Source organism: Xenorhabdus yunnanensis (assembly GCF_028598805.1).
Classification (GTDB): Bacteria; Pseudomonadota; Gammaproteobacteria; order Enterobacterales; family Enterobacteriaceae; genus Xenorhabdus; species Xenorhabdus yunnanensis.
This window is the reverse complement of record NZ_JAQRFI010000074.1, coordinates 1-10707: the sequence shown is the minus strand read 5'-3', so window position 1 is coordinate 10707 and position 10707 is coordinate 1. Positions and strand designations below refer to the sequence as shown.

General features: G+C 42.2%; 15 protein-coding genes and 1 pseudogene. 14 read left to right on the top strand and 2 right to left on the bottom strand.

From position 1 onward, the window contains the following. The first annotated feature begins 86 nt into the window (after nucleotides 1–86). The 10 genes from PSI23_RS19185 to PSI23_RS19140 are packed head-to-tail and all read left to right on the top strand — an operon-like array spanning nucleotide 87 to nucleotide 4032. Nucleotides 87–443 carry an ORF6N domain-containing protein gene (locus PSI23_RS19185; RefSeq protein WP_273556582.1) on the top strand — a complete coding sequence of 119 codons (357 nt, stop codon included), beginning with the start codon at nucleotides 87–89 and terminating at the stop codon, nucleotides 441–443. Nucleotides 444–447: 4 nt separating this feature from the next. Next, nucleotides 448–1308, top strand: a complete 861-nt coding sequence (locus PSI23_RS19180) for an ORF6N domain-containing protein (RefSeq protein ID WP_273556581.1) — start codon at nucleotides 448–450, stop codon at nucleotides 1306–1308. Continuing rightward, on the top strand, nucleotides 1308–1910 hold the full coding sequence (locus PSI23_RS19175; protein ID WP_273556580.1) for a hypothetical protein: 603 nt from the start codon (nucleotides 1308–1310) through the stop codon (nucleotides 1908–1910). Before PSI23_RS19180 ends, PSI23_RS19175 begins: the two co-directional genes overlap by 1 nt. 12 nt (nucleotides 1911–1922) lie before the next feature. Next, nucleotides 1923–2267 carry a hypothetical protein gene (locus PSI23_RS19170; RefSeq protein ID WP_273556579.1) on the top strand — a complete coding sequence of 115 codons (345 nt, stop codon included), beginning with the start codon at nucleotides 1923–1925 and terminating at the stop codon, nucleotides 2265–2267. Beyond that, nucleotides 2264–2491 (top strand): hypothetical protein, encoded by a 228-nt coding sequence (locus tag PSI23_RS19165; protein ID WP_273556578.1) that lies wholly within the window; start codon nucleotides 2264–2266, stop codon nucleotides 2489–2491. Before PSI23_RS19170 ends, PSI23_RS19165 begins: the two co-directional genes overlap by 4 nt. Continuing rightward, complete coding sequence (locus tag PSI23_RS19160; RefSeq protein WP_273556577.1) at nucleotides 2491–2820, top strand: hypothetical protein; 330 nt, start codon at nucleotides 2491–2493, stop codon at nucleotides 2818–2820. The genes PSI23_RS19165 and PSI23_RS19160 overlap by 1 nt, the downstream gene beginning before the upstream one ends. 1 nt (nucleotide 2821) lies before the next feature. Beyond that, complete coding sequence (locus tag PSI23_RS19155; RefSeq protein ID WP_273556576.1) at nucleotides 2822–3286, top strand: phage protein NinX family protein; 465 nt, start codon at nucleotides 2822–2824, stop codon at nucleotides 3284–3286. Beyond that, nucleotides 3283–3456: a Lar family restriction alleviation protein gene (locus PSI23_RS23270; RefSeq protein ID WP_373567359.1), complete on the top strand. Its 174-nt coding sequence runs from the start codon at nucleotides 3283–3285 to the stop codon at nucleotides 3454–3456. The genes PSI23_RS19155 and PSI23_RS23270 overlap by 4 nt, the downstream gene beginning before the upstream one ends. Further along, nucleotides 3446–3766, top strand: a complete 321-nt coding sequence (locus PSI23_RS19145; protein WP_273556574.1) for a hypothetical protein — start codon at nucleotides 3446–3448, stop codon at nucleotides 3764–3766. Before PSI23_RS23270 ends, PSI23_RS19145 begins: the two co-directional genes overlap by 11 nt. 2 nt (nucleotides 3767–3768) lie before the next feature. Next, nucleotides 3769–4032: a pyocin activator PrtN family protein gene (locus tag PSI23_RS19140; protein ID WP_273556176.1), complete on the top strand. Its 264-nt coding sequence runs from the start codon at nucleotides 3769–3771 to the stop codon at nucleotides 4030–4032. 607 nt (nucleotides 4033–4639) lie between these two features. Here the strand turns inward: PSI23_RS19140 and PSI23_RS23505 are convergent. Further along, nucleotides 4640–4879: pseudogene (locus PSI23_RS23505) on the bottom strand (dimethylsulfone monooxygenase SfnG); the annotation flags it as partial. 132 nt (nucleotides 4880–5011) lie between these two features. Here PSI23_RS23505 and PSI23_RS19130 point away from each other — a divergent pair. After that, entirely contained in the window at nucleotides 5012–5308 is a 297-nt protein-coding gene (locus tag PSI23_RS19130; RefSeq protein WP_273556573.1) for a hypothetical protein, read from the top strand. A gap of 156 nt (nucleotides 5309–5464) precedes the next feature. Here the strand turns inward: PSI23_RS19130 and sfnG are convergent, their stop codons facing one another. Further along, on the bottom strand, nucleotides 5465–6547 hold the full coding sequence (sfnG, locus tag PSI23_RS19125; RefSeq protein ID WP_273556572.1) for a dimethylsulfone monooxygenase SfnG: 1083 nt from the start codon (nucleotides 6545–6547) through the stop codon (nucleotides 5465–5467). Between the two features lie 812 nt (nucleotides 6548–7359). Between sfnG and PSI23_RS19120 the strand changes: the two genes are divergently transcribed. From PSI23_RS19120 to fghA, 3 genes are all read left to right on the top strand, one after another. Continuing rightward, on the top strand, nucleotides 7360–8067 hold the full coding sequence (locus PSI23_RS19120) for a YrpD family protein (RefSeq protein WP_273556571.1): 708 nt from the start codon (nucleotides 7360–7362) through the stop codon (nucleotides 8065–8067). Nucleotides 8068–8443: 376 nt separating this feature from the next. After that, nucleotides 8444–9553 carry an S-(hydroxymethyl)glutathione dehydrogenase/class III alcohol dehydrogenase gene (locus PSI23_RS19115; protein WP_273556570.1) on the top strand — a complete coding sequence of 370 codons (1110 nt, stop codon included), beginning with the start codon at nucleotides 8444–8446 and terminating at the stop codon, nucleotides 9551–9553. Between the two features lie 117 nt (nucleotides 9554–9670). Further along, complete coding sequence (gene fghA, locus PSI23_RS19110) at nucleotides 9671–10516, top strand: S-formylglutathione hydrolase (RefSeq protein WP_273556569.1); 846 nt, start codon at nucleotides 9671–9673, stop codon at nucleotides 10514–10516. Nucleotides 10517–10707 lie beyond the last annotated feature (191 nt).

The window sequence follows — 10707 nt, the reverse complement described above, 5'->3', positions numbered from 1 at the left end:
AACGGCGGAGGTATTGGAAAATCACCTCGAAAATCACCCTGAAACAAATAAGTGGAAACAAAAGTTTCAACAGGCAGAGGTGAATAATGACTGAACATGAACAGGCAAAAGGATTTTTAAATAAATTTCCGGTCATTGAATGGGAGGGGAAAAGAGTTTTCACGCTTGCCATGATTGATGAATTACATAAAAGGTATAAGGGGTCAACAGAAAGAAATTTCAGAATAAATAAAAATAAATTCAAATATGGTGTGGATACATTTTTATTAAAAAGCAAAAAAGAACTAAATCCATTGCCTCCTGGCATTGTTGATTCAAAGGCTAGTCACCTACGACTTATTACAGAAAGCGGTTACTTGATATTAATCAAAATAATGAGAGATCCCTTAGCGTGGGAAACTCAGAAAGAAATCATCGCTAATTATTTTAACGGGAAGGGGTGAAATAATGACCAAGAAAAACGAATTAGTTCCAGTATCCGCCAAAGAGCTACAGATTGTCGAATATCGCGGTCAGCGTGTTGTGACGACTGAGCAGTTAGCGGCGGGATATGGTGCGACATCAAAGCAAATTACCAACAACTTTAATAGAAATGAAAGTCGCTTTATTGAGGGGAAGCACTATTTCAATGTTGAGGGTGATGAATTACAAGAGCTTAAGAACCTCACCTCTTTAAGAGGTTTGGTTAGTAAACATACAAGTCGTTTTATTTTGTGGACAGAACGCGGTGCTGCTAACCACTCCAAGATGTTAGAAACCGATCAGGCGTGGAACTACTTCGATGACCTGACTGAGTTCTACTTCACTCGCCGCGATGCCATCACAACAGAAGCGGAACTGTTAAGCAATCCCGCGAAGTTACGTTCAATGCTGTCTGTCTATGCCGAAAATGTTGAACGTCTTGAGGGGGAAAACAAAACCCTGAGTACAACAGTGGACAGTCTGGAAAAACACTTCACCAAGGGCATGACCATCCCGGCGTTCTGCAAGTCACTGAACGGTGTGAATACCGCCAGAATCATGGGGTGGGCGATGGAACGCAACTGGCTTTACAACGAGCGGAAAGATCCGGAGAAAAAACCCCGCTGGCGCGTCGCTTCATACGCACGGGATCGCTATCTCACCGAGGAAGAAAACAAGGTAAAGCCCCACGGGCAAGATGAGTTTGTCACTCGCACTGCTGTGTTACTGGAGAGAGGCTGTCACCGCCTGTACGCCCTGTATATGAAAGGTGAACTCCCCATGAAGAAAACATGGAACGGCGAATACCACCACGACAAGGCAATTTATACCCCGGAGGGCAAATAATGAGCAAACATCATAACACTGAAACAGGATTTGATTACGGCAAGTATGGCGTCATTGTCATCACTGAGGCGGCCAACACTGAAATCGTAGGTTATGTAGAGGCGCTGAAATCATTGGACGCGGGTCAGTATGACCGCGATTTATTGCTGGGCTTTGAATTGGCGGTAGCCATTCTTTATGGCTGGAAAGCAGGCTTTTATGAACCCACCAGCGAACAGAGTGTGATGCTGTGGCGGTGGATTGCCTCAGCCTCATTTGTCCGGGAACAAATAGACAGAAATGGCACTCGTGAGGTTGATAACGGCGAAGGCGGCACTGATACCGCAGCTATTTATCTTAATGGTGCATCTGCAATCGCGGTATACCCATTAGCCGAGCGCATGATGTTAACAACCCATGTTGAGGGGATCGCCTTTGAGCAGTTCGGTAGTGAAGAAGGGGCGGACATGGCGGTCAGAATGTACATGGATTTTATCAATATGCAGCCAGAGAAAGGTAACTGGCTATCTGAGAAAGGACGCGAGGGGCTTTCTATCTTGCACGATGAATTAATCAAAGCGGTCGAGTCTGGCGAGTTTAACACTATGCCGATTATTCATTGACAGGAGGCTCAGATGATAACGAAAAACTTTCGTCTTAATGCACTGGCTAACACTTATGCAGCCGCTATCTATCACGATGTAACAACCCGTAACGGCGGTGATCACTTCACGATGCAAGTCGGCAAAACAGAAATCAATGTCGCTATTGTCGATGGGGTAAAAGGTATTCGTGAACTGGTGGATAGTTACGCACTGGAAGCGCTACAGCAGAATTATCCAGCATGGGAAGTGATAGCCGTTAATTTGATGGAAAAATGCGTAGTCAATGGCTGTCTGACAGGCTACGGGCGTGAAATATGGCAAAGCATGATCAATGACATGGGCGACACGCTGGCAGCTAAGGGGATGTTTCAATGACTGAGGAGCACCGCCAGAGGGTGGACATTAACGACGAACTGGTCAGAACGGTAGTCCATATCGACGACGGCAGGGATCACACCAAGCGGCATATCCACCGCATGAGACGTAACTTTTACATTCACGAGGGCATCTGCCCTCCTCTGCCGCCCGCACCCAAAGTGGCAGAGGTGAAGATAACGCCCGTGAAGAATAACAAAAGTGTAAAGCGAGGAAAAAAATAATGATCAGCATCGATAACGCACAGAATGAAATTGGGTTGCCCGGACAAATCGACGATGGGCGTGAGTGGGCAGAATGGTTATTGAGGAAGATGGATGAAAGCAAGAAAACCCAAGGAATTCCATGGGTCAGTGTTCAGGACAGAATGCCCGTTGATGATGATGGTTTTAGTCCCCTGTGTCTTGTTTACGTTTCTCTTGGTCGTCTCTCCGGTGCAGGTTATGACTACTGGGATACTGATAAGCAACAGTGGGAAGAGCACGAAAACGATGAAGTAACCCACTGGTGCTATATGAATGATATCCCTGCTCCAGTAACAGAGGAGCATTAAAATGAAAATCAAAACGAGTGAACTGACAGGACAGGCATTAAACTGGGCAGTGGCTAGAGCGATTGGTATGGATATTTATATATGCGGTCGTTCTCGTGATGATGAATATGGATGGATTGGTAATTATAACGTCACGGCAAAGGCATTTAAGAAACCGATTATCACCGTTGGCCTCTGTGGTGAGGTTCGTATTGAATTTCAGTCAGAGGCAAAACTGTATTCCCCCTCAACCGATTGGGCACAGTGCGGGCAGTTGATTGAGAAGTACGAAATGGACGTATGCCCAGTTATGGGCGGGACTTATTGTGCTGGGTTATCAATTACATATGGTGCTCTATGCCCTGATGATTATGTGAACATTGATATGTACGGGGATACGCCTCAAATCGCCATCTGCCGTGCTGTGGTCGCTGCACAATTGGGCGACGAGGTTGAAATCCCTGATGAGCTGATGGAGGGGGTATGACAGACGAACTCAAGCCGTGTCCTAAATGCGACAGCGACGTTTTGTCGATAAATGGGATTCGTCCCTGTAATTTTGTGGAGTGCTACGAATGCGGTCATTCAGTTTATGGAACTGACGAACACGCTGTAATTCAGGTGTGGAACCAGAGGGCAAATGACGATGATCAATAACTCTTTCCACCTGACTCAAATCATCGCCTCGGCTTGGGGCGATCCCGCTGATATCACCCATGCAGTATGGCAAGCCGGATACCGTAAGCCAGAACGGGGAGAAAAGGAAATCGCTGAACTCATTATCGACATAATGAACGGGGTGCCCGATGAGGTGCCCTACTCCGAAAGGCCAAGGAATCTGGAGGATATTCTCACTACGGAACTGAACAACCTTATTTTTGAAAGGACATGGAGTGACAGGGTAACACCTGCGGGAGTGGCTAAAATAGTTTTGGAGAACGGGTATCAGAAAGGAGGGGAAAAGTGAAAATGAATACAGTGTTTCTATTAATGGCGGAGTTTGGGACCTCACAAATTCCGCTCTCAAACATAGCAGAAAGGTATTTCAAGATGAGTCCCGGCACAGCCGAGCGTAAAGCAAACGAAGGAAAATTGGACATCCCTACATATAAGTTAAATGACAGCCAAAAATCACCAAGAATAGTTCATGTGAATGATCTTGCCACATACATTGATAAGCAAAGAGAGCAGGCCTCAAAAGAACTGGAGAGGATACAGTTTAAAAGAAAATAATCTCACAAACCCCCTCAAGAGCCACCGGGTGCTGTTATTATGGCACCCCAATAGCACCCCTAAAATCTGTAATCCATTGATTTTTATAACTAGTAAATCCAATCATTCATCGGAACCATTATATAGTGCGTTTTTACCCCAGAGAAATAACGGCTGAGAATGTAATGGATTACGAACGGTTACCTGATGACTTTAATGTTTACTTTGACGCGGAGACAAAAGAAATTATCGGTGCCTGTCCTAGTAGATAACCAATTAACAGGCATACTCATGGAGTATATTGGTATGCCTGTTTACATGATAATGAATGTGACTGAGCGCCGGACGGTTAAGCATGACGATAAGATTAAGTTCGCCCCCCGATAAGTGTCCTGATTTTGTAAGCCACTATAAAAATAATTATGTTATTAATCAGTTTGTTGTTCTAACTCACGAACAAGCGGAATTACTTTTTTACCAAAATACTCCAGTTCCTCTGGCATGTGCAGAAACCCAAGTAACATCAGGTTTACACCTGCCTTCTTATATTCAATGATTCGCTGAGCTATTTGTAACGGTGTACCAATAAGATTGGTTTTAAAGCCATCGTTATACTGTACAAGATCTTCGAAAGTTGATTTTGCGAAAAAGTAACCGATTCACGTTGGTTTTCAGCCCCATATCCAGCAGTAAATCTAATTTGGGTCAAGGCATAATCAAAACCTACATTTTCGGCGATTTGAGCCAATTTGCGATTATAAGTATGGCTCCAGTGAGTGCGTTGCTGGATTTTACTTATAACTAATCCACCTGAAACATTAGGCACCCAATAAGCAAATTGAATGGGTTGAGAATTGAGTCCAATCATAAGACCTCCATTTGAAATCAGAATAATATATTCATCATGGGTCTGCTGTTGCTTGGCACACCAAGTGGAGTTTTTTATGTGATGCACCGAGGCAGTGTTAGAATTCATACATTTCACTGAGGAGAATGCAAAATGTGTTATACCGAAACTGACTTCCAGATTTTTCTCCGAATAAAAAAGGATATCGCGGCTCTTTTGATACGGGCGATGGAGAGAGCGGCTCAGGATGGCTTCGATATCACCGATTGTCATATCAATGTTTCTTTTACGAATGATCCAGACACTCATCGGAACCGCTATATAGTGCACTTTTACCCCAGAGAAATAACGGCTGAGAATGTAATGGATTACGAGCGGTTACCTGATGATTTTGGTGTTCGCTTTGACGCGGAGACAAAAGAAATTATCGGTGCCTGTCCTAGTAGATAACCAATTAACAGGCATACTCATGGAGTATATTGGTATGCCTGTTTACACGATAATGAATGTGACTGAGCGCCGGACGGTTAAGCATGACGATAAGATTAAGTTCGCCCCCCGATAAGTGTCCTGATTTTGTAAGCCACTATAAAAATAATTATGTTATTAATCAGTTTGTTGTTCTAACTCACGAACAAGCGGAATTACTTTTTTACCAAAATACTCCAGTTCCTCTTGCATATGCAGAAACCCAAGTAACATCAGGTTTACACCTGCCTTCTTATATTCAATGATTCGCTGAGCTATTTGTAACGGTGTACCAATAAGATTGGTTTTAAAGCCATCGTTATACTGTACAAGATCTTCGAAAGTTGATTTTGCCCAGTTACCCTCTTTTTCCGGCGAGGCATTTCCCGCATTTTGTACTTCATGATGGAAACTTTTCACCGCTTCAAAGTCACTGTTATCTAAAATATCCTGTAGTACTGTGCGAGCTTCTTGCTCATCATCACGGGCAATAGCAAAACCATTAACACCTATTTTTACCTGATGATTATTCGATAACGCTTTAGCTTTGATATCTTCGATTTGTGTCCGAATATATTCTACACTGCCGCCATTAGTAAAATACCAATCAGAAACACGTGCCGCCATGTCTCTGGCCGCTCTGGAACTTCCCCCTTGAAAAATCTCCGGTAGTGGTGCAAGAGGTTTAGGATTTAAGACGTAATCATGGAAACGATAAAAATCACCAGAAAAACTGAACGCGGGTTGTGACCAGATCCCTTTCAAACAACGGATAAACTCTTCAGAACGCAGATAACGTTCTTCATGATCCAACCATGGTTCACCAATCGCTTTAAATTCACCACGAAACCAACCACTAACAACATTAACAGCAATGCGGGCCCCATAAAGCTGACTGATTGTTGCTATCTGTTTAGCAGCCAGCACCGGTTTCCAAGCTCCCGGTAAAAGAGCGGCGATAACTTTCAGTTTATTTGTTGCCGAAAGCAGATCTTGCGAAAAAGTAACCGATTCATGTTGGTTTTCAGCCCCATATCCAGCAGTAAATCTAATTTGGGTCAATGCATAATCAAAACCTACATTTTCGGCGATTTGAGCCAATTTGCGATTATAAGTATGGCCCCAGTGAGTACGTTGCTGGATTTTACTTATAACTAATCCACCTGAAACATTAGGCACCCAATAAGCAAATTGAATGGGTTGAGAATTGAGTCCAATCATAAGACCTCCATTTGAAATCAGAATAATATATTCATCATGGGTCTACTGTTGCTCCCCCGTCAGAATACACAACCTGTACCGATTTACAGGTTACGCCCTGACGCCATCTACACCCCCGCACATAAGCGCAAGCGACATTTATCTACATAGATGGAGATTTTATTGCCTTGTTGCACCATACCCTCTGTGCCTGCAAGGACAGGTTATCCTCTGATAATTTCCTCCCGTGATTATAGATATTATTAGCCAGCATACGGGTATATTGTCCGATGATCCATATTTGATTGAGCAAGATACCGCCTCTCTCCTTATTGATTATCAGATAACACATCGATTTTTTTAATGATTACGGCTGTGAGTACTGCTTACTATTTGAGAGTAAAACTACCTACGGTGAAATTAGATTATTTTAATACGTGGCGGATTCACATAATAAGTGCAACATAGTTAATCTGGAAGTAAACATGTCCGTATCCCCTTAAATAATTCGTTTGATGTTTTTACACCTTTTATTTTTAGGTTGATTATTTAATAGATATTAGCCTAATCCACCTAAGATATTAAAAAAATCCATATTAGATTTCTATTTCTCTCAGTCCTCTGATACTAAATAATTTTAAGAGAAAAAAACAGAATATCGATTTCAATTAAGTTTATATCAATAAAAAAACCATTGAATTAAAATTCATCAATCAAATGCTATGTTATTTTTAAAGTGTATAATGTATAGTTATACGAGTAGTATAAAAACATGTGAAAACCCATATTTTCTTTTCTCATTTCATTAATATTTAGTAATACAGGAGTCTTTCATGACAAGCGAAAAATCTCTGCCAGATATTAACACACATGAAGTGGATACATCTGAAATTGATAATACCGAAACCCAATTTTTATATCTTCGTGATGAGACTATAGAGGGTATTGGAGGAAGAGCTAATATTAATAGTAATGGAAATATATTAACAACAAAAATTACTTTACCCGAGATGAAAACTAAGCATGCGTTTTACGTATATGACGGAACACCAAGTATCTATGCCAGTTTTTCAGGTTCTATTGACTCAAATATTGGTTTTGAATATAACGCCACACATAATGTCTGGCAACCAATTATGTCAGTAGCTGGGTTCAAACGTGGAACTTTTACTGAAGGCTCAGATGAATTTGGCAATTTAAATGGTTTTTTACCCGGTACTCAAGTACAGTTGACAGTATATCGATATTTTAATGGTGCGACCAGAGCAACATATCAGGGAACTTCGAATATTGGCTATATTGGCAGGGCTATTTTAGAGATACCTAAAACTAATGTAGATTCGAACCAAATAAATAATTGGAAGTTATTCTCTACTGTCACTGGAAATAGAATTAAAGTTGATAAACAATACCGGGTTAAATTTGATGATATAGTAATAGACAATACCATTGTCAAGCCTGTAATTTATGCAAAAAAACAAGCCAGTGTTAGTGTAGGTCATGGTAAAACTATTATTACAATTCAAAAATCAAAAGTATGATAATAAAATTATTAACCTTTAATTTAAGCCAGTTTCTAATGCATTTTAGGAACTGGTTTTTATCATAATAATCTGCCAGATAACTATGCATCTTTGATTAAAAATTCCGTGGGCGCCTATTCAAATTAACAAGAACAGCAAACCCATTACTGTAGTTACGATTTCATCCCCAATACCATCTGTTCGTCGAATGAATAATGTGGTGAACATCCCAATCCTCACTGTTTTTGAATGTTTGTCCGTAGCTTAAAAATCCAACCAAGTGATACCGATAAATAGAAGTGTTAAAGTATTCTGGCGTTGAAGCTGATTGAATGGATAATTTAGCATTCACTTTTTGTATCAACTTATCTTAGCAACAAAAATGAGAGGTTATATGAAATCACGAGCTGCTGTTGCCTTTGGGCCAAACAAACCACTCGAAATTGTCGAAATTGACGTTGCTCCACCAAAAGCAGGTGAAGTAATGATAAAAATCAGCCATACCGGTGTCTGCCATACGGATGCTTTTACCCTTTCAGGCAGCGATCCTGAAGGAATATTCCCTGTTGTCCTGGGGCATGAAGGCGCTGGAGTAGTTGTCGAGATTGGTGAAGACGTCACAAGTGTAAGACCGGGTGACCATGTCATTCCATTATATACAGCGGAATGTGGCAAATGTGAGTTCTGTCAGTCTGGAAAAACCAACCTTTGTATCTCAGTCCGCGATACCCAAGGTAAAGGCCTCATGCCAGATGGCACAACACGTTTTTCTTACAACGGACAACCTATTTATCATTACATGGGGTGCTCGACATTCAGTGAATACACTGTCGTCGCTGAGGTATCACTGGCAAAAATAAATCCAGCTGCAAACCATGAACATGTTTGTCTGTTGGGTTGTGGCGTCACTACGGGTATTGGCGCCGTACACAACACAGCCAAAGTGCAGCCGGGCGATTCTGTTGCAGTTTTCGGACTGGGTGGGATTGGGCTTGCCGTTATTCAAGGCGCTCGCCAAGCAAAAGCTGGGCGCATTATTGCCATTGACACTAATCCAACTAAATTCGAACTCGCCAGACAATTTGGTGCCACTGATTGCATCAACCCCAATGACCATGACAAGCCGATTCAACAAGTCATTCTGGACATGACAAAATGGGGCGTTGATCACACTTTCGAATGTATTGGTAATGTCAATGTTATGCGTGCCGCTCTCGAAAGCGCACACCGGGGATGGGGGCAATCTGTAATAATTGGTGTCGCGGGGGCCGGACAAGAGATTTCTACCCGCCCATTCCAATTAGTTACGGGACGTACATGGAAAGGCACCGCTTTCGGCGGAGTAAAAGGACGCAGTCAATTACCGGGAATGGTGGAAGACGCCATGAAAGGTGAAATTGAGCTGGCGCCTTTCGTTACCCATACGATGCCTCTGGAAGATATTAATGAAGCTTTCGAACTGATGCATGAAGGCAAATCGATCCGAACAGTCATTCACTACTGATTAATTCGTTATTATAGAAAAAACCTATCGTAGAAAGAAAACCGTGTTGGCTTGCAACACGGTATCTGATACGTAACAAAATAATCGCTGCAACAAATGGCCTTAGAGAGGAAGATAATGGAAAGAATCGAACATCACGCCTGTTTTGGTGGATGGCAGGATGTCTATCTGCATGAATCAACGGTTTTGGGTTGTCAGATGCGTTTCTCAGTTTTCTTGCCCCCTCAGATTAAAGAGAGAAGATTGCCAGTCCTTTACTGGCTCTCTGGCTTGACCTGCACAGAACAAAATTTCATCACAAAATCAGGGGCTCAGCGTTATGCTGCTGAACAAGGTATCGTTATTGTCGCTCCAGATACCAGCCCACGAGGTGATGATATCGCTGATGATCCAGCCTATAATCTTGGAAAAGGTGCAGGCTTTTATCTCAATGCAGCAAAACAGCCTTGGGCTTCACACTATCGTATGTATGATTATGTTGTTTCAGAACTACCCCATTTGATTGAAACACATTTTGAAGTGACTGATATACGAGCAATCTGTGGACATTCAATGGGAGGCCACGGTGCAATGATCATTGCATTGAAAAATCCGGGACGTTATTGCAGCGTTTCAGCCTTCTCACCTATTGTGGCTCCCAGCCAGGTTCCTTGGGGAACAAAAGCATTTTCGGCCTATCTTGGCGAAGACACCTCTGATTGGAAGCAGTATGACACTGTAGAACTGATCAAGAATGCAAAAGAGCGACTCCCTATTCTGATCGATCAAGGCCTCAATGACGACTTTTTGGATGAACAGTTACGTCCCCATTTATTGCAAGATATTTGCGATAAAACCGGCTATCCGGTGACTATAAATCTTCGACCAGAATATGACCATAGCTACTACTTTATCGCCAGCTTTATCGAAGAACATATTGTTCATCATGCCAAAGCGATGCAAAAGTATGTTGAAAAGACGTAATTATTAAATGAGTTAGCGGTCATCATTTAAATCATGATATCGCGCGTGATAAATTTCATATATCTGCATAATAATATGCGTAATAAGTATCCCCCGGCATAGCCGGGGGTTTTTCATCTGCGCCTATAAGGCTCTCTTACCAGCCGCGCCCTAACAGGCGCATCGCAATCTGACATTTGCATTCTATTGAT

Coding starts and splice junctions, on each gene's coding strand:
- PSI23_RS19130 (WP_273556573.1), top strand. CDS start 5,012: ATGTGTTATACCGAAACTGACTTCCAGATTTTTCTCCGAATAAAAAAG.
- fghA (WP_273556569.1), top strand. CDS start 9,671: ATGGAAAGAATCGAACATCACGCCTGTTTTGGTGGATGGCAGGATGTC.
- PSI23_RS19180 (WP_273556581.1), top strand. CDS start 448: ATGACCAAGAAAAACGAATTAGTTCCAGTATCCGCCAAAGAGCTACAG.
- PSI23_RS23270 (WP_373567359.1), top strand. CDS start 3,283: ATGACAGACGAACTCAAGCCGTGTCCTAAATGCGACAGCGACGTTTTG.
- PSI23_RS19115 (WP_273556570.1), top strand. CDS start 8,444: ATGAAATCACGAGCTGCTGTTGCCTTTGGGCCAAACAAACCACTCGAA.
- PSI23_RS19160 (WP_273556577.1), top strand. CDS start 2,491: ATGATCAGCATCGATAACGCACAGAATGAAATTGGGTTGCCCGGACAA.
- PSI23_RS19175 (WP_273556580.1), top strand. CDS start 1,308: ATGAGCAAACATCATAACACTGAAACAGGATTTGATTACGGCAAGTAT.
- PSI23_RS19155 (WP_273556576.1), top strand. CDS start 2,822: ATGAAAATCAAAACGAGTGAACTGACAGGACAGGCATTAAACTGGGCA.
- PSI23_RS19165 (WP_273556578.1), top strand. CDS start 2,264: ATGACTGAGGAGCACCGCCAGAGGGTGGACATTAACGACGAACTGGTC.
- PSI23_RS19120 (WP_273556571.1), top strand. CDS start 7,360: ATGACAAGCGAAAAATCTCTGCCAGATATTAACACACATGAAGTGGAT.
- sfnG (WP_273556572.1), bottom strand. CDS start 6,547: ATGATTGGACTCAATTCTCAACCCATTCAATTTGCTTATTGGGTGCCT.
- PSI23_RS19170 (WP_273556579.1), top strand. CDS start 1,923: ATGATAACGAAAAACTTTCGTCTTAATGCACTGGCTAACACTTATGCA.
- PSI23_RS19140 (WP_273556176.1), top strand. CDS start 3,769: ATGAATACAGTGTTTCTATTAATGGCGGAGTTTGGGACCTCACAAATT.
- PSI23_RS19145 (WP_273556574.1), top strand. CDS start 3,446: ATGATCAATAACTCTTTCCACCTGACTCAAATCATCGCCTCGGCTTGG.
- PSI23_RS19185 (WP_273556582.1), top strand. CDS start 87: ATGACTGAACATGAACAGGCAAAAGGATTTTTAAATAAATTTCCGGTC.